At 65.4% G+C, this 17,286-nt stretch carries 16 protein-coding genes and 3 tRNA genes; 9 read left to right on the forward strand and 10 right to left on the reverse strand.

The window, feature by feature from the left end; translation table 11 throughout:
- Nucleotides 1-11: 11 nt before the first annotated feature.
- The 4 genes from AC57BR_RS23930 to bcp all read right to left on the reverse strand — a co-directional run bounded on the left by AC57BR_RS23930 (nt 12) and on the right by bcp (nt 3,512).
- Nucleotides 12-1,688 carry an ABC transporter substrate-binding protein gene (locus AC57BR_RS23930; protein WP_496365097.1) on the reverse strand — a complete coding sequence of 559 codons (1,677 nt, stop codon included), beginning with the start codon at nt 1,686-1,688 and terminating at the stop codon, nt 12-14.
- Between the two features lie 202 nt (nt 1,689-1,890).
- Nucleotides 1,891-2,562: a fasciclin domain-containing protein gene (locus AC57BR_RS23935; protein ID WP_496365099.1), complete on the reverse strand. Its 672-nt coding sequence runs from the start codon at nt 2,560-2,562 to the stop codon at nt 1,891-1,893.
- Between the two features lie 258 nt (nt 2,563-2,820).
- A tRNA-Leu gene (locus tag AC57BR_RS23940) sits at nt 2,821-2,902 on the reverse strand.
- Nucleotides 2,903-3,032: 130 nt separating this feature from the next.
- Nucleotides 3,033-3,512, reverse strand: a complete 480-nt coding sequence (gene bcp, locus AC57BR_RS23945; RefSeq protein ID WP_496365101.1) for a thioredoxin-dependent thiol peroxidase — start codon at nt 3,510-3,512, stop codon at nt 3,033-3,035.
- Between the two features lie 86 nt (nt 3,513-3,598).
- On the opposite strand from bcp, the gene AC57BR_RS23950 reads away from it, so the two are divergent.
- Nucleotides 3,599-4,084 carry a MarR family winged helix-turn-helix transcriptional regulator gene (locus AC57BR_RS23950; protein WP_496365103.1) on the forward strand — a complete coding sequence of 162 codons (486 nt, stop codon included), beginning with the start codon at nt 3,599-3,601 and terminating at the stop codon, nt 4,082-4,084.
- A 27-nt stretch (nt 4,085-4,111) separates the two neighbouring features.
- Here the strand turns inward: AC57BR_RS23950 and AC57BR_RS23955 are convergent, their stop codons facing one another.
- Complete coding sequence (locus tag AC57BR_RS23955; protein ID WP_496365105.1) at nt 4,112-5,110, reverse strand: LacI family DNA-binding transcriptional regulator; 999 nt, start codon at nt 5,108-5,110, stop codon at nt 4,112-4,114.
- Between the two features lie 109 nt (nt 5,111-5,219).
- On the opposite strand from AC57BR_RS23955, the gene AC57BR_RS23960 reads away from it, so the two are divergent.
- From AC57BR_RS23960 to AC57BR_RS23990, 7 genes are all read left to right on the forward strand, one after another.
- On the forward strand, nt 5,220-6,356 hold the full coding sequence (locus tag AC57BR_RS23960; RefSeq protein WP_496365107.1) for a Gfo/Idh/MocA family oxidoreductase: 1,137 nt from the start codon (nt 5,220-5,222) through the stop codon (nt 6,354-6,356).
- Nucleotides 6,353-7,147 carry a TIM barrel protein gene (locus AC57BR_RS23965; protein WP_496365109.1) on the forward strand — a complete coding sequence of 265 codons (795 nt, stop codon included), beginning with the start codon at nt 6,353-6,355 and terminating at the stop codon, nt 7,145-7,147. The genes AC57BR_RS23960 and AC57BR_RS23965 overlap by 4 nt, the downstream gene beginning before the upstream one ends.
- 138 nt (nt 7,148-7,285) lie before the next feature.
- On the forward strand, nt 7,286-8,281 hold the full coding sequence (locus tag AC57BR_RS23970) for a substrate-binding domain-containing protein (RefSeq protein ID WP_496365111.1): 996 nt from the start codon (nt 7,286-7,288) through the stop codon (nt 8,279-8,281).
- A 56-nt stretch (nt 8,282-8,337) separates the two neighbouring features.
- Nucleotides 8,338-9,387, forward strand: coding sequence for an ABC transporter permease (locus AC57BR_RS23975; RefSeq protein ID WP_496365113.1), 1,050 nt, complete (start codon nt 8,338-8,340; stop codon nt 9,385-9,387).
- A 13-nt stretch (nt 9,388-9,400) separates the two neighbouring features.
- Nucleotides 9,401-10,327 (forward strand): ATP-binding cassette domain-containing protein, encoded by a 927-nt coding sequence (locus tag AC57BR_RS23980; protein ID WP_496365115.1) that lies wholly within the window; start codon nt 9,401-9,403, stop codon nt 10,325-10,327.
- Between the two features lie 22 nt (nt 10,328-10,349).
- The gene (locus AC57BR_RS23985) at nt 10,350-11,384 is read left to right on the forward strand and encodes a Gfo/Idh/MocA family oxidoreductase (RefSeq protein WP_496365116.1); all 1,035 of its coding nucleotides are present in this window, start codon (nt 10,350-10,352) and stop codon (nt 11,382-11,384) included.
- 139 nt (nt 11,385-11,523) lie between these two features.
- Complete coding sequence (locus tag AC57BR_RS23990) at nt 11,524-12,048, forward strand: DoxX family protein (RefSeq protein WP_496365117.1); 525 nt, start codon at nt 11,524-11,526, stop codon at nt 12,046-12,048.
- Between the two features lie 57 nt (nt 12,049-12,105).
- On the opposite strand, the gene AC57BR_RS23995 is transcribed toward AC57BR_RS23990, so the two are convergent.
- Entirely contained in the window at nt 12,106-13,116 is a 1,011-nt protein-coding gene (locus AC57BR_RS23995; RefSeq protein ID WP_496365118.1) for a Gfo/Idh/MocA family protein, read from the reverse strand.
- Between the two features lie 2 nt (nt 13,117-13,118).
- Complete coding sequence (locus AC57BR_RS24000; protein ID WP_496365119.1) at nt 13,119-14,303, reverse strand: Gfo/Idh/MocA family protein; 1,185 nt, start codon at nt 14,301-14,303, stop codon at nt 13,119-13,121.
- A 129-nt stretch (nt 14,304-14,432) separates the two neighbouring features.
- Between AC57BR_RS24000 and AC57BR_RS24005 the strand changes: the two genes are divergently transcribed.
- A complete protein-coding gene (locus AC57BR_RS24005) occupies nt 14,433-15,473 on the forward strand; it encodes a LacI family DNA-binding transcriptional regulator (RefSeq protein ID WP_496365120.1) in 1,041 nt (346 codons plus the stop codon).
- 135 nt (nt 15,474-15,608) lie between these two features.
- Here the strand turns inward: AC57BR_RS24005 and AC57BR_RS24010 are convergent.
- The 3 genes from AC57BR_RS24010 to AC57BR_RS24020 form a co-directional block, all read right to left on the reverse strand.
- Nucleotides 15,609-15,684: transfer RNA gene (locus tag AC57BR_RS24010), tRNA-Lys, on the reverse strand.
- Nucleotides 15,685-15,857: 173 nt separating this feature from the next.
- Nucleotides 15,858-15,933 (reverse strand) — tRNA-Lys (locus AC57BR_RS24015).
- Nucleotides 15,934-16,049: 116 nt separating this feature from the next.
- A complete protein-coding gene (locus AC57BR_RS24020; RefSeq protein WP_496365121.1) occupies nt 16,050-17,246 on the reverse strand; it encodes a PQQ-dependent sugar dehydrogenase in 1,197 nt (398 codons plus the stop codon).
- Nucleotides 17,247-17,286 lie beyond the last annotated feature (40 nt).

Raw genomic sequence — 17,286 nt, forward strand, 5'->3', positions numbered from 1 at the left:
GCGCCCCGGCGTCAAGGCCTCAGCTGGACCTTGGTGAAAACTTCGTTTAATACCGGAGAGGCCGGATAGCTGATCACCCGGTCGGACAGGGCCAGGGCGGAGATCGGGAAGGCGATGGGGACGGCGGGCAATGACTCCGCGATCTGGGCGTTGATGGTCTGGTACTGCTGCGTGCGTTCCTGGCCGTCCGGGAGTCCGCGGGCACGGTCGATCTTGGAGAACACCTGCGGGTCCTGGTAGCCGAACTCGCCGTTCTTCTCGCCGAAGAGCGGCGCGAGGAAGTTGTCCGCGTCGGAATAGGAGCCGTTCCAGCCGAGCAGGTGCAGGGCATGGTCCCCGGGGTTCTGTACCTTCTGCAGGTAGCCGTCCGTCCAGTCCACGGGGACGGGCTGGATGTTCAGGCCGACCGCCGTGAGCTGGCGGCTGATCTCCGCGTAGACCTTCTCCGGCGTGGGCAGGTAAGGCCGCGTGACATTCATGGGGTAATAGAACTTCAGGGCCTGGCCCTTGTAGCCGGCCTCCGTCAGGAGTTCCTTCGCCTTGCGGGGATCATGGCCCAGCGCGGGTGCGTTGTTGTTGAACCCGCTCAGCTTGGGCGGAACGAACTGTGAGGCCTGGGCCGTGTTATCGATGAAGAAGCGCCTGATCAGCGTGTCTTTGTCGATGGCCAGCTCGATGGCCTGCCGGACCTTGAGGTCCTTCAGCACGGGAATTTCCTGGTTCATGCCCAGGTACATCACGGAGAACGGGTCCCGCTGGATGATCTGCTTGCCGCGTTTGACCAGCTGGTCGAAGTTCCCCACCGTCACGGCGTCATAGCCGTCGATCCTGCCGTCCAGCAGGGCCTGCAGCCTCGTCTGCGGGTGGTCGTAAGTAACGAATTTGAGGGTGGCAATCTGTCCGCGGGTGCCCCAGTACTCCTTGTTGTCCGCGAGTGTGACGCCCGCGCTGTCCCAGGCGGAGAAGCGGAAGGGGCCGGTGCCCACAGGGTGGGTGGCGTAGGCGGAAAGTGCCTGGCTGCCGCGCCGCAGGCTGAGCTGGTCGGCCTTCCCGGCGGCGAGTGCCTTGGGGGAGGACATGGCAAATGCGGGAAGTGTCAGGGCCTGGAGGAAGCCGGTGAAGCGCTCCGTGAGGCCGATCCGCACTCGCAGCGCCGACAGGGCGGTGCAGGATTTGAAGACGGACAGATCCGCATGGTCGGCGTGTTCCTTGAAGACTCCCTTGAACGAAGTACCAGGAGCCTGCTTCCGGAGTGCCTCGGAAAAGTTGAACCAGCGGTCGAAATTGGTGCAGACGGCGTCGGCGTTGAAAGGGGAACCATCGTGAAACCTGATGCCGGGGCGAAGAGTGAAGGTGTAGGACATGCCGTCGGGCGATTCCGTCCACTCCGTTGCCAGCAGCGGCGTGGGCTCGCCCGTTGTCTGGTCGACACCTACAAGACCTTCCAGGACCTGCCGGGTGACCCGCTGCGATTCGACGTCGTTGGCCAGTGCAGGGTCCAGGCCCAGAGGCTGCGAGGCTGTGCCGAACGTGAAGGTCTCGGAAGGGGCAGCGGCGGCTGTTGTGGTGATCGGCGCAGCGGACGACGGCGTGGGCTCAGCTTCGCTCGTGCAGGATGTGAGGGACAGGCCCAGAAGGACGGCACCGGTCTTGAGGGCCGTACGGCGCGGGATACTGCTGCTGGGCACTCGATTACCACCTCTGGACTGCTGGGGTGCGCGTGGGCGGCTGCTTGCCCGCCACCCAGTCTAATTGACGGATTGCGGACCCATGGCTTATGCGTGAGCCAGGACACGCCGGGGGGTCTGGCACGGCAAAAGGCCGCGGACCGCACTGTGGGGTGCGGACCACGGCTTCTGCCCGGGATGAGTCCCGGGACAGGCTCAGCGACTACTTGGGCATCAGCACCGAGTCCACGAGGTAAACGGTGGCGTTCGCAGTCTGGACGCCGCCGCAGATCACGTTGGCGCCGTCCACCTTGAGGGCATCCTTGGTCCCGGTCACGGTTACCGATCCGCCCTGCACTGTCTTGTGCGTGCCCACGATCTTGTCCGGGGTGATCTGGCCCGGGACCACGTGGTAGGTCAGGATCTTGCTCAGCAGGGCGTCGTCCTTCTTGAGGGTCTCGATCGTTGCTGCATCGACCTTGGCGAAGGCATCGTCGACCGGCGCGAACACCGTGAACTCGCTGCCGTTCAGCGTGTCAACGAGATTGACCTTCGGGTTCAGCTTGCCGGAGACCGCGGCTGTCAGCGTCTTCAGCAGCGGGTTGTTCGAGGCGGCGACGGCCACGGGATCCAGTGCCATGCCTGCGACGGAACCCTTGCCGCTGGGAACCTGCTTGGCGTAGTCGGCGCAGCCGGGCCCGGCGAGATTGGCAGCCGGATCCATGGCCGCCGTCGACGTCTCTGACGGTGATGGTGCCATGCTGGAGGCGGACGGCTCGGCGGCGGCCGACGAACTGCTGGTCGTGCCTGCCGAGCCGCCACAGGCGGTGAGGCTCAGCAAAGCGGCGGCTGCGACGCCTGCGACGGTGAAGGTTGAGCGCTTGAAAGACTGCATTTCGATTCTCCTTAGTTGTGCCACGAACGGGACCGGAAGGGGTGCTGCGTCCTCCGGGAATCCTTTCCGACTGTGGGGCACCGGCCCGGGTTGAGGGACAGATGGGCGGTGTCTCACTGGGTATTCGCGTGGTCGGCAGCAGTGGATGGGTGAACCGGGAAAGATTTTCGGACGGCCTCATGGCGGTCCGTTGACGGTGGCTCGTTAAACGGGGAAATCCCGGGCCGTAGCCCGGGATTTCCCGGTATATCGCTGTTGTGCGCAAGGGGGGACTTGAACCCCCACGCCCGAAGGCACAGGAACCTAAATCCTGCGTGTCTGCCAATTTCACCACTCGCGCCCGGCTCCGCCTGGTGCGCCCTGCATGCTCTCAGCAGCAGAAAAACGTACGACGGCGGATGCCAGCCTCAATTGTACCGTCACCTGTGTGATCCTCGCGGCAGGCGCGGGGCAGCCTGTCAGGCGCCGGGTTATCCAACCTCTTCGAGCTTGAGGTCCTTGCGCAGCTTGGCGACGTGCCCGGTGGCCCGGACGTTGTACTGGGCCACGGCAACTCTGCCGTCCGGGTCCACCACCACGGTGGAACGGATGAGGCCCTCATAGGTCCGCCCGTAGTTCTTCTTCTCGCCCCACGCGGCGTATGCCTCGGCAACTGCATGGTCCTCGTCCGACAGGAGGGGGAAGGTGAGGCCCTCGGCGTCGGCGAAGCTGGCCAGCTTGCCCACCGGGTCAGGCGAGATCCCCAGCACTTCGTAGCCGGCGGCCTGAAGGGATGCCAGGCTGTCCCGGAAGTCGCAGGCCTGCTTGGTGCATCCGGGCGTGGCGGCGGCCGGGTAGAAATAAACTATGGTGTTCCGGCCGCGGTAATCGCTGAGGCTGACGTCCGCTCCCGTTGCGTCCCTCAGGGTGAAGCCGGGGGCGGTGTCGCCTGGCGTAAGTTTTTCAGCCAACGTTGTCTCCTTGTTTTGGTGCAGGACATTTCAGCTTAGTAAGGCTTCGTGTCGGGTACTAATCAGGCTTAGTTATACTTAGTGGTATGCCTGATATGGATCGCTGGCCCACAGGGCGTCTCTTGTCCACGGCGGCCCGCCTTGTTGAGCACTCATGGAACGAGAAGCTGGGCGCCATTGGCCTGACCCACGCCGGAGTTATCGCCATCGAAGTGCTCTACAACAGTGGCCCCATGACGCAGGCGCAGCTGGCCCAGCTTGTCCGGGTGCAGGCCCAAACCATGGGCAAGACGCTGAGCCGCCTTGAGTCACATGGGCACATCGTGCGCCAGCGCAGCACTTCGGACCGGCGCAGCCACGTCGTATCGCTCACGGAGCGTGGCACCGAAGCCGTCATGGCGGCAGCAGACATGGAACGGTCGGTCCTCGCGGCAGCGTCCATTGACCCGGATCTGCTCCGCCAGGAACTGCAGGCTGTGGTCCGGGAACTGGCTAAGCGCTTCGCCTCGCCGGAGACCAACGCCATCGTTGCAGGCGCCGACTCCGGGCTGACCGTCGAGGCCAATTCCTAGCTCGAGGCCCGTTTCCAGCCTCGGCGACTATCCGCCGGCAGGGGGAGCGGCAGTGGTCCTGCGTGCCACCAGGTGCGGGGTCCGCACAACATGCCCGGCCGGCTGGGTTCCCTCTATCCGCGCCACGGCGCGGTCCACGGCCGCGGCGGCAAGCAGTGGCGCGTCCTGGCTGATCGAGGACAGCTGGACATAGCTGAGCCGTGCGAACTGGCTGTCGTCGTAGCCCAGCACTGACACATCTGCCGGGACCTGTTGCCCCTGTGCCCTCAGGCTCTCGATGACCCCGAGTGCCGACCGGTCGTTGAAGGCGATGACGGCTGTCGGCATGACCGGGCCGAGGGAATTGCCGGCGGTCATCCCGTCTTCCTCCATCGCGCCGCCGGCAATGATGGCCGGTTCCAGGCCGCGGCGTTCCATCTCCGCCCGGAAGGCTGACCTGCGCGCTTCGGCAGAGACCGCGGAACCGCCGTCGATATGGACGATCCGCCGGTGCCCCAGGGACGCGAGGTGTTCCACCGCCAACCGGATGCCTTCGTCATCGTCGCTGCTCACGGAGTCGGTGAGTTCGCCGACGTCGTTCCTCAGGAGGCTCACCACCGGCACCTGGCCGGCGTACCGCGCCAGTTCGTCGATGCTGAGCGTCGGCGAGATCAGGATCAGCGCCTCGGACCCGAAATCCAACAGGGCCTCGATCGTCCGGGCCTCGGGCCTGCCGCTGGTGACGCCACCCAGTGCGAGTTCGTAGCCCCTGGCGCCGGCCTCGGCGTACGCGGCGTCCACAATTTCGGCGTGGAACGAGTGGGCTGTCGAGAAGCTGAGGCCCAGGAGTTTGGTCCGGGTGCTGCGCAGCAGCCGCGCACGGCTGTCTGGCCGGTAGCCGAGCTCGCGTGCGGCGTCGAGCACTTTCTGCCTCGTGGCTTCTGCCGCGCCCGGGGCGCCGCGCATCACGATGGAAACCAGGGCGCGTGACACGCCGGCCGCCTCGGCCACGTCAACCAGGGTGGGGCGCCGCTGTTGTTCAGTCATGTGCCTCCTTCCTGCCAGCAGTCTATAGAACGATCTAGACACAAAGCCAGAACCTATGCCACCATCAGTCCACTAGAACGATCTAGGACCGTGAGGAGAGGATTGAAACATGACCTACGTACAGCAACCAGCGGGTGACAATCACCCCGTCCGCCTCGGCCTGATTGGAGCCGGCTGGATCGGCGCCTTCCATGCCGAGTCAGTGGCCCGGCGGATTCCCCATGCACGGCTGGATGCCATCGCTGACCCCGCCCTTCCCGCCGCCGAGGCCTTGGCAGGCAAGCTCGGCGTCGCCAGGATCACCGCAGATCCGGCGGACGTGATTAACGACCCCGACATTGATGGCGTCCTGGTGGCATCGCCGGCAAGGTTCCATTCAGCCCTTATCGCAGCTGCGGCCGGGGCGGGGAAGGACGTGTTCTGCGAAAAGCCGGGTGGCCGCACCGTCGAAGAACTGGACGAGGCGATGGCCGCTGCAGACGCCGCCGGGGTCAATGTCCAGTTTGGCTTCAACAGGCGCTTCGCGGCGGACTTCGCGGCCGCAAGGAAACTTATCGACGAGGGTGCAGTAGGCACCCCGCAGCTCCTGAGGTCCCTGACCCGGGACCCGGGCACCGCTGCCGGAATCGCCTCCCCCGAGCGGATCGCGCCCGGTACGATCTTTCTGGAAACGCTGATCCATGATTTCGACACCCTGAACTGGCTGAACCCGGGCGCGGTTCCGGTGAAGGTGCATGCAGTGGCCGACGCACTGGTCGCCCCCGAAGCGAAAGCCGGAGGACTGCTGGATACTGCGGTGGTCACGGTGACCTACAGCAACGGGGCCATTGCGGTGGCCGAAGCCAACTTCAATGCCCTGTATGGCTACGACGTGCGGGGTGAAGTCTTCGGGTCGGCCGGCATGGTCACTGCAGGCGGGCCGCAGGCATCGAGCGCTGTGAGCTACACGGCCGCGGGCGTTGCCTCGGATACCGTGCGGCTGAACATTGATCTCTTCCATGACGCATATACCGCCGAACTCTCCCGGTTCGTCGACGGCATTGCTGCCCGCCGGGCCGGACGCGCACCGGGCGATGTGGCGGTACCTGGCGGCATCGATGCCCGCAACGCGCTCGCGGTGGCACTGGCGGCGATCCGGTCGCACGAGAGTGGCCTCCCGGTGGACGTTTCGGCTGTGGCGCACCTGCAGGCAGCCGAGCCAGGGCTGCACTCCTCGGCGCTGCACTCCGCGGGGCCGGGCGCATGAGCTTCCGGCTGGCAGCATGCGCCGAGATGATCTACGGCGAGTTGCCCCTGCTTGAGCGGGTCCAGCGCATTCATGGGCAGGGGTTCGAGGTGGAGCTCTGGGACACGCGGGACCGGGACATCTCGGCACTGGCCGCAACGGGTGCACGCTTTTCCTCCATGAGCGGCTACTTCGGCGGCAGCCTCACTGACCCGGACACTGCGGACCGGGTTGTTGAATCGGCGGAGAAACTCATCCCGACGGCGCTCGAGCTGGGTGTCGAGCGGATGGTTGTGCATCCGGCGGAACTTGGGGAAGGCGGGGTCGCCGTTCGGCCGCTCCACCGCTCCACCGGACAGATGTGGCTGACGGGCCAGCGCACACTGGAGCGGCTGGGCCGGCTTGGTGAACGGCATGGCGTGGTCTTTGCGCTTGAAAACCTCAACACGGTTCTGGACCACCCGGGCATACCGCTGGCCCGGGCCAAGGACACCCTGGCGCTGGTGTCCGCAGCTGACCATCCGCACGTGAGGATGATGCTGGATCTCTACCACGCCCAAATCGGTGAAGGAAACCTGATTGAACTTGTCCGCGGAGCTCTACCGTGGATCGGGGAAATCCAGGTGGCCGACGTGCCGGGCCGGTTCGAGCCCGGAACGGGGGAGATCAACTACAGCGCCGTGGCCAGGGCGCTCGCCGACGCCGGGTACTCCGGAGTCATTGGACTGGAAGCGGGCGCCTCGGCTGGGCCGGGGGTGGCGTCGGGGGATCGGGCGCTCGCTGCGTTCCGGCAGGCCTTCGTGGCCGGATAGTCGAGCTATAAAACTATTATCGTCCTAATGTTAGGACAAACATTGACAAGAGTGATCCGAGTCACGATGATCGGAGATATCAACATTTCGGCTGCTGCGACGTGGCAGGGCCGGAGCCCGGATCAAAGGAGATTTTCGGTGAATAAATTTTCATGGCGGAAGGCGGCGCTGGTTGCCGCCATCGTGCCGATGATGGCTCTCAGCGCTTGCTCAAGCAGCGGAGGCAGGCCAGCGGAGAATGCAAACGCCGGGGCCGGCGGCCAGGCTGCGTCGACACCGCGTATCAAGGTGGCCCTTATCACGCACGCCGCTCCCGGAGACACCTTCTGGGACATTGTCCGCAAGGGCGCTGAGGAAGCCGCAGCCAAGGACAATGTTGAGCTGCTGTACACCTCTGACCCTGAAGGCGGCCGTCAGGCCCAGCTGATCCAGCAGGCCGTAGACCAGAAGGTGGACGGCATTGCAGTGACCCTGGCCAAGCCGGACGCCCTGAAGGACGCCTTGAAGAAGGCCACGGACGCCGGCATTCCGGTGGTGAGCCTCAACGCCGGTGAATCTGTCTTCGCCCAGCTGGGCGCCTTCACGCACTTTGGTTCGAATGAGAAGCTCGCCGGCGAAGCGGTGGGCGACAAGCTCAACTCCCTCGGACTCAAGCACCCCGTCTGTGTCATCCAGGAGCAGGGACATGTCGGTCTCGAAGCCCGCTGCGCAGGTGTGAAGTCAAAGGTTCCGGCAACCGAGATCCTGTACGTGCAGGGTACCGACATGACCCAGGTGTCCTCCACCGTGACCGCCAAACTGCAGGCAACCGCTGACGCCGACGTCATCATCGGGCTGGGTGCGCCCTACACGCTGACCATCCTCAAGGCGGTGACCACGGCCGGCAGCAAGGCCAAGGTGGCCTCCTTTGACATGAACGCCGAGCTCGCCCAGAAGATTGCCGACGGCGCCGTTGAATTCACCGTTGACCAGCAACCCTGGCTTCAGGGCTATGGCTCGGTGGACGCACTGTGGCAGGCCAAGCGCGGCGGCTTCAAACTCGGCGGCGGCCAGCCCGTCCTGACCGGCCCCACCATCGTGGACAAGGCCGGAGCAGCCAACGCCCTCACATTCGCCCAGCAGGGCATCCGCTAGCAGCCCGCCAGCCCGGTTTGGTGGAGACGCCGGACCGGGCAGCAAGGAGCATTCCAATGACCATGACCCCGACCATTACCAAGCCGGCGGTGACCGACGAGCGAGTCGGCCGGCGCAATCCGCTGCAGAAACTGTTGGGCCGTCCCGAAGTGGGCGCCCTTGTCGGCGCGATCGTTCTGTTCGTGTTTTTCGCTTCCGTGTCCCAGACCTTCATCCAGCCGAATGCGTTCGCCACGGTGCTGTACGGTTCCTCGACCATCGGCATCATGGCGGTGGGCGTGTCGCTGTTGATGATCGGCGGCGAGTTTGACCTGTCCACGGGCGTCGCGGTGATCAGTTCGGCGCTGACGGCGTCCCTGTTCAGCTGGTACTTCAGCACCAACGTGTGGGTCGGCGTCGGCCTGGCCCTGGTGGTGTCGCTGGGCATTGGCTTCATTAACGGGTGGATCCTGATCAAGACCAAGCTGCCCAGCTTCATCGTCACCCTCGCGACGTTCCTGATGCTGACCGGCCTCAACCTTGGCCTGACCCGGCTGATCGGCGGCTCGGTATCCTCGCCGTCGATCTCCACCATGGACGGGTTCTCTTCGGCCCAGGCCATCTTCGCCTCCTCAGTGACGCTGGGCGGGGTCGAGGTCAAGATCACGGTGTTCATCTGGATTGCCCTGGTGGCGGTGGCGTCGTGGGTGCTGCTGCGCACGCGGGTGGGTAACTGGATTTTCGCGGCCGGCGGCGACGCAAACGCCGCCCGCGCCGTGGGTGTGCCGGTGACCAAGACCAAGATCGGTTTGTTCATGGCCGTGGGGTTCTGTGGCTGGATCCTGGGGATGCACAACCTGTTCGCGTTCGATGCCGTGCAGTCCGGTGAGGGTGTGGGCAACGAGTTCCTCTACATCATCGCCGCGGTGATTGGCGGGTGCCTGCTCACCGGCGGGTACGGTTCGGCCGTGGGCGGTGCGATCGGTGCGTTCATCTTCGGCATGGCGAACAAGGGCATCGTGTACGCGCAGTGGAACCCGGACTGGTTCAAGTTCTTCCTGGGCCTGATGCTGCTGCTGGCCACCATCGTCAACCTGATCGTCAAGCGCCGCGCGGAACTGAAGTAAAGGGCCCGGACCAATGAATGCACACCAGATCGACCAGCAGACGCTGCTGAAAGACGAAAAAGACCCGCTGACCCACACCCCGGTGCACCTGCTCTCCCTGGAGAACGTGGGCAAGCACTACGGGAACGTCATCGCCCTGAGCGATGTGACCATGGCCGTGGACAACGGCCGTGTCACCTGCGTGCTGGGGGACAACGGCGCGGGCAAGTCCACGCTGATCAAGATCATCGCCGGCCTGCACCAGCATGACGCGGGCGTGCTGCAGATTATGGGGGAGGAAAGGAAGTTCAGTTCCCCGCGTGAGGCGCTCGATGCCGGCATCGCCACCGTGTACCAGGATCTGGCCGTGGTCCCCCTGATGCCGATCTGGCGGAACTTCTTCCTCGGCTCCGAACTGACCACCGGGGCGGGGCCGTTCCGCCGCATGGACGTGCAGCAGATGAGGGACATCACCAAGAAGGAACTGGCGGACATGGGCATCGACCTGCGCGATGTTGAGCAGCCCATCGGGCAGCTCTCCGGCGGTGAACGCCAGTGTGTGGCGATCGCGCGGGCCGTGTACTTCGGCGCGAAGGTCCTGATCCTGGACGAACCCACCGCCGCGCTGGGCGTGAAGCAGTCCGGCGTCGTCCTGCGGTACATCCTGCAGGCCCGTGACCGCGGGCTCGGGGTTATCTTCATCACGCACAACCCGCACCACGCCTTCCCGGTGGGGGACCGGTTCCTGCTGCTCAAGCGCGGCAAGTCGATCGGCTATTACGAGAAGAAGGACATCACCATCGACGAGCTGACCGCCCAGATGGCCGGCGGCGCCGAACTGGCCGAACTCGCCCACGAACTCGAACAGCTCGGCGGCCACAGCGACATCGTTAAGGAAGTCCAGGCAGAAGTCGCCGACGTGACTGACTCCGGGGCCGAGACCGGCCGGGCGTCGCAGTAGGGGAGCCGTGCAAAGTAGCGGCATGAAAGAAGTAACTCTTGGACTGGTGGGAGTGGGCCGAATCGGCGCCATGCACGCCCGGAACATCGCTGGCCTGAATGAGCTGATGGGGCCGCAGGGCACCGGGGTGCAGCTCAGGCTGACCGACGTTGCCGCAGAACACGCCCGGTCGCTGGCCGGCGGAATCGGCGCCGGGTTCCTTCCTTCCGTTGAAGCCGTGCTTGAGTCCGGCATCGACGGGCTGGTCATCGCCACCGGAACGGCCACGCATCCGGACCTGATCAAGGCCGGAGTGGACGCCGGGATCCCGGTGTTCTGCGAAAAGCCCGTCGCCCTCAACGTCGAGGAATCATTGCCTGTCCTCGAGCATATCCGGGCCTCAGGCGGCACTGTGCAGATCGGACACCAGCGCCGGTTCGATCCGGGCTACCTGGAAGCCAAGCGCGCCTTCGATGCAGGAGAGCTGGGATGGCTCCACACGGTCAGGGCGGTGACCTGCGACATGACGCCGCCTCCGGTGGAGTTCCTGGCGACGTCGGGCGGGCTGTTCCGGGACTGCTCCGTCCACGATTTCGACATCCTCCGGTGGCTCACCGGCAAGGAAATAGTGGAGGTTTTTGCCAGGGGTTCAAACAACGGTGACCCCGCAATCGGCGCCGTCGGCGACGTGGATACGGCACTGGCCGTGGTGACGTTCGACGACGGCAGCGTGGGCACCGTCTCGGCCACCCGCTACAACGGGGCAGGACACGACGTCCGGCTGGAACTCCAGGGGTCCGCAGGGTCTGTCATGGTGGGGATGGATGAGCAGATGGCGATGACCTCCGCCGAACCCGGAGTGGGTTTCCCGGCGGGGCCGCCGCACAGGACGTTCGCCGAGCGGTTCCACACGGCGTACCGTGCCGAGATGGCGGCGTTCGTGGAACTGGTGCTGGGGAAGCGGCAGAACCCGTGCACGCCGGAGGACGCCGTCGCAGCGTCAATGGTGGCGGACGCCGCCCAGGCGTCGCTGCAGTCCGGGGAGCCGGTGCGGGTCGCGCTCCAGACGGTGGGCTGACGCGGGAAGAGCCGGGCCTGGCACCTGCGGGGACCCGCCCCGCGCCTGCGTGCCAAAGGAAACCACAAGGGCCCTCCCATAGCCTCCCTGCATCCAATAGGCGGGGAGGCGGCTGTCCCCAAGGTCAGGGAGGTATCCGATGAAAACTTTGCTGCGCGGGGGCGGGCTGCTGGTGCGTCTTGGGGGTGCTGCCGATGCCCGCCTCGTCCGGGTGCTGCGCCCGGCGGCGTTGCCCTCTCTGCGTATTCTGCTGGGAGTCCTGTTTACGTGGTTCGGTGCACTGAAAGTGGCAGGCGTATCGCCGGTTGGCGATATGGTCGCCGGGACCATTCCCTGGGCAGACCCGCACATGGCGGTGCCTGTTCTGGGTGCAGTTGAAGTGCTGCTCGGTGCGGCGCTCGTCACCGGGGTGGCCCTTCGCCTGGCGCTCCCGGTCCTCGCGGCGCACCTTGGCGGAACGTTCCTGACCTTCGTGATGCTGCCCGGGCTGATGTTTACCAATAACGACCCGCTGCTCCTGACGGCGGATGGTGAGTTCGTCATGAAGAACCTCGTCCTCATCGGTGCGACGATGGCCTTGATTGCCCATGCTCCCGCCAAGTCACGGAACCGCGGCCAGGCACGGCAGCTGGCAACACCTGGCGGGGCAGCCGTTCAGAAATAGGGTAGGCCTCAGGTGCCGGTCCTGCGCCGCGGGTGCAGGGCCGGCACCTGTCTCGAATCAGTACTGGATTGTTTCGGATTTCCCGGTGCGCAGGGACAGCGTTGCCGCTTCAGCGATGGCCTGCGCCTTCAGGCCATCCTCGAGTGACGGCGTGACGCCTGAACCGCCGTCGGCTGTTCTGTTCTCCAGGGCGGCCACGAAGTGGCCCAGGGCTGCGGCGTAGGTCGGCTGGACCCGCTCAAACCAGCCCGGATGCATTCCATCGTCCACCACCTTGCCGGAGTAATAGCGGGACACCGCGCCGGTACGGTGCCGGCCGGCCTTGGCCATGCCCTCAGATCCCATGATTTCGATCCGCTCGTCATAGCCGTAACCGGTGCGGCGCGCGCAGTCGATCTGGACCAGGGCGCCGCCGGGCAGGCGCAGCGACACCACGGAGGTATCCACATCGCCGTATTCGGCCAGCCGCGGCTCGGCGAGGGCTGATCCGGTGGCGAAGACCTCAACGGGGTCCGCTTCCGTCAGCCAGCGGACCAGATCGAAAAAGTGGACGGTCTGGTCGCGCATCTGTCCGCCCGACGTGGCGATGTATGAGAGCGGCGGCATGGCCGGGCCGCGGCTGGTGAGCTGGATGAGTTCCACTGCACCAATTTCCCCTGCATCAACTATCCGTTTGAGCTCGGCGTAGTCACGGTCGAAGCGGCGGTTGAAGTCCACCATGACCGGCACCCCGCGCCTGGCGGCAAAGGCAGCAGTCTCCCGGGCGTGCCCGAGGTCCAGGTCGATCGGTTTTTCGCAGAGCACTGCTAAACCGGCCTCAGCGGCGCGGCGCAGGTGCGCGGAATGGGTGTCCGTGGAGGAAGCGATGAACACCGCGTCGATGGCAGCGGAGTCGAACACCTCTGCCAGATCAGCGGCAGCGCGTGCGCCATGTGCGGCGGCCAGAGCCTTCGCCCGGTCCTGGTCAACATCGAAGACCAGCTCAAAATCAACATCGCGATGGGCTGCGAGGTTGCCGGCGTGAACGGAGCCGATGAAGCCTGCCCCGAGGAGTGCGAAGCGCTGCATCGTCAGACTCCTGCCTTCTCCGCGGCACCTGCCGGGGTTACCCAGGCGGCATCCTGCGCATGTGAGGCGGCGACCGCCTCGACGAACCTGACGCCAACAAGGCCGTCGTGTCCCGTGGGAAAGGACAATTCCCGGGTCTCCGGCAGGGTGCCGTCCCTGCGGGCGCGCAGTTCGGCGGCCAAGTCGCGGTAGAAGTTGGCAAAGGCCTCGAGGAACCCTTCAGGATGGCCCAGCCCCACCCTGGTGAGCCGGGAGGCGTCCTCTGAGAGGGTGCTGAGCCCTTCCGCCAGCACCGTGGTGGTCCCGTCCAGGCCCTGGACCGTCAGGTGATGGGGGTCCTCATGCTGCCACTCGAGGTTTCCCTTCGTGCCGAAGACCCGGATGCGCAGGCCGTGGTTGTGGCCGGCGGCGGCCATGCTGGCCCACAGACGGCCCGGAACCTCACCGGTGAGCTGCAGTTCGACTGTCGAATGGTCGAACACCCGCCTGCCCGGAACGAGGGTCTTCAGCCGTCCCGATACCCTCTCGGCCTCGAGCCCGGTGATGTAGCGAAGCAGGTGGAAGCCGTGCGTACCGAGGTCGCCAACGACGCTGGGGAAGCCTGCGATGTCCGGGTCCGTCCGCCAGGTGGCCTGCTTGTGGCCGCCTTGCTCCAGGGGAGAAGCCGCCCATCCGGAGGCGTGCTCCACGTCTGCGAACGTCACGGTTCCCAGCTGCCCGTCCCGTACCATCCGGGCCGCCTGGCGCACCATGGCGTAGGCCGAATAGCAGTGGGGAACCGCCAGGACGGCGTCATTGTCGGCGGCGATCCGCACCAGTTCCGCCGCGGTCACTGAATCGCAGGTCAGTGGCTTCTCGCACACAACGGAGATTCCGGCCTGGAGAAAAGTGCGGGCGATCTCGAAGTGACTGTCGTTCGGGGTGGCAACAACCACCACGTCGACGCCGTCCTCCCGGGTTGCTTCCTTGTCCGCCATCGTGCGGTAGTCAGCATAGTGCCGGTCCTTCGGGATGCCCAGCTGGGACGCCAGGGCAGCGGAGCGGTCCTGATCGCGGCCAAAGACTCCGGCCTGAAGGTCGAATTCGCCATCCAGGCGCATCGCGCGGCGGTGCGTCTTGCCGATGTCTGCCCCTGTGCCGCCACCAACCATTCCGGCCACCAGCTGCCGTGCGTGCGGTTCACTCATGAGGATCCTCTTTTGATTTTTTGGAATTTTCTTGGACCGGTCCATACTGAATGGCAAGAGCCCGGTTCGTCAACCCTTTAGGCTGGTACGGGACCGGCAGCAGGCTGCCATGACTTGAAGAGGAGCCCCGTGAGCCCATCGTTCCCCAACAGCGGCCTGCCCGCGGCCAAGCCCACGATCCGCGATGTGGCAGACCGGGCCGGGGTGTCCAAGTCCCTCGTCTCGCTGGTTCTGCAGGGTTCCGGGAACGTCAGTGATGCCCGACGGCGGGCGGTGCTTGCAGCGATGGACGAACTGGGTTACCGGCCCAACAAACTAGCCCGCGGGCTCTCGATGCCGCGCACGGGGACCGTTGGCGTCTTGCTCAACGATCTCCGGAACCCCTGGTTCATCGAGCTCCTTGAAGGTCTCTCCGCATCCCTGCACGCTGCCGGAGTTTCGCCCGTCCTTGCCGACTCCTATACAGACCACAGGATCGGCCGCGCGTCTGTCGAGGCGCTGCTGGAGCAGCGGATTGACGGGTTGGTGGTTGTGGGAACCACCACGGAGTCCGTCGCAATCAGGGCCGCCTCTGCCGTGGTTCCTGTGGTGCTGGCGGGCACCCTTGATCCGGAGTTGCCGGGCGTGGACGTTGTGGTCAACGACGACGTTGCGGGTGCGCGGAAGGCCACCGAGCATCTCATTGCGCTCGGGCACAAACGCATTGCCCATCTCCAGGGCCCCGATGAGATCGGGCGCCTGCGGCGGGCGGGTTACGAGCAGGCGATGCAGGCGGCTGGCTTGGAACCGCACACGGTGGCGGGCGGCATGAGCGAGGAAAGTGGCTACAGCGCGGCCCGGACACTGCTGACAGCCGATGCTCCGCCAACGGCGATTTTTGCCTTCAATGACATCGCCTGCATCGGCGTGCTGTCCGCCGCCGCCGACGCGGGCGCGACAGTTCCGGGTGACATCTCCCTGGTTGGCTACGACAACACGTATCTGGCGCGCATTCGCCACCTGTCCCTGACCTCAGTGGACAACGGCAATCTTGCGGTGGGGGTGCAAGCCGGCAAGTACATACTGGAGCGGCTGGGCAACCCTGACTTGCCGGGCCGGAAGCATTTGGTCAGCAGCGAGCTGCAGGTTAGGGGTTCTTCCGGCAGCGCTCCGGATGCCGGGGGAGCCTGAAGCCGGGAAGCCGCCCGCGGGGCCGCCAAGCCGCAGGCAACGGTCGCTTCGGCCGGTGGTTCCTGCCGCGCCAGCAATATTGCATGAACGGCAAAGCCCCGCCTTTAGGCTTGGGGCCTGAAGGCGGGGCTTCGGTGGTGCACCCCCCGGGACTTGAACCCGGAACCCATTGATTAAGAGTCAATTGCTCTGCCAATTGAGCTAGAGGTGCATCTGTTGTTTCGTTCATCCGCGGGCTTTTGATTCCCTCGTTGACGTCCGCAACGACATGAAACTCTACACGAAGTTTTGGCGATGACAACACCGCTCCCGGCGCAGCCACTTTCCGGGAAACGACAAAGCCCCGCCTTCAGGCTTGTGGCCTTGAAGACGGGGCTTCGGGAGTGGTGCACCCCCCGGGACTTGAACCCGGAACCCATTGATTAAGAGTCAATTGCTCTGCCAATTGAGCTAGAGGTGCATCTGCTGTTTCGGTCATCTGTGGGCTTTTTGTTTCCCTCGTTGACCTCCGCAACGACATAAGACTCTACACGAAGTTTTGGCCAGTGCGAAATCGAGGTGGCCGGGACGTGCCACTTAGCGTGGAAGCCGCAAAATCAGCGCGAAATCAGGGATTTGGTTGTTGCTGAGGGCCCATAAATCGCCGTTAGGGGCCAGCGAAACGTTCCTGATCCGCCCAAACTGCCGCGTGAAATAGCCCACAGGATTGCCGGCGTTTTCACCGTCGAGCGGGACGGTCCAGATGCGCTGGCCCCTCAGCGCGCCAAGGTAGGCCGTGTTGCCGGTGATTTCCAGTCCGCTGGGCGAGGAGTCCGCCGTGGAGGGCCAGACGACCTTGGCATCAATGAATCCGTCCCGGTGGGGTGCCCCGGTGACTTCGGGCCACCCATAATTTCCGCCGGGCTGGATCAGGTTGAGTTCGTCGTTGACGTCGGGTCCGAATTCGCTGGCCCAGAGCCTGCCCTGACTGTCCCACGCCAGGCCCTGGACGTTCCGGTGCCCGAGGCTGTAGACGGGGTTGTTCGGGAAGGGATTGCCGGGAGCGGGGGCGCCGTCCTTGGTGAGCCGCAGTATCTTGCCGCCCAGGGCATTCCGGTCCTGCGGCTGCTCCCGGCGCTGCGAGTCGCCCGTGCCGACGTAGAGGAAGCCGTCCGGGCCAAAGCGGATCCTGCCGCCGTTGTGGGTGGAGGCCTTGGACATGCCGGAGAAGATCACCTCCGGCTCACCCAGCCGGAGGCCCCCGCCGCCGGCTGCCCCGGTACCTTCCAGGCGCATGCGGGCAATCCGGTTGTCCTCGGCCGAAGTGAAGTAGGCATAGAGGTAGTGGTCCGAGGCAAAGCCGGGCGACAACGCCAGGCCCAGCAGCCCGCCTTCACCGCCCGGAACGACGCCGGGAACGGAACCGATGGTGCTGACCTTGCCGTCCGTCACGGACTTGAGCAGGGCGGAATCGCGTTCGGAAATAACTGCTGTGCCGTCCGGCAGGAACACCGTCGACCAAGGAATCTGCAGTCCCTCGATCCTGCTCAGCACTTCCGGCGCCCGCCGCGCCGACGGGGCTGCCGTGCTGGACGCGGCCGGCGCACTTGTTCCCGAAGTGGAGCCGGTTCCCGAGGTGCCGGTCACTGGTGTGCCGGTGCCCGGGGCGGGCTGACCGCCGTCGCCCGTGCAGCCGGACAGCGACAACGTCAGGGCAGACAATGCCAGGGCGGTCACAGCCAGGGGCACAGCGGCGGCCGCCGTGGCGGGCTTTTCGGGGTGGTTGCGTGTCATGCCCTTCCTCCGGCCGCAGTCTGCCGCCGCCTGGGCGGTG

The sequence above is a fragment of the Arthrobacter sp. BGA-UO-ETr-C19 genome, from assembly GCF_059568005.1.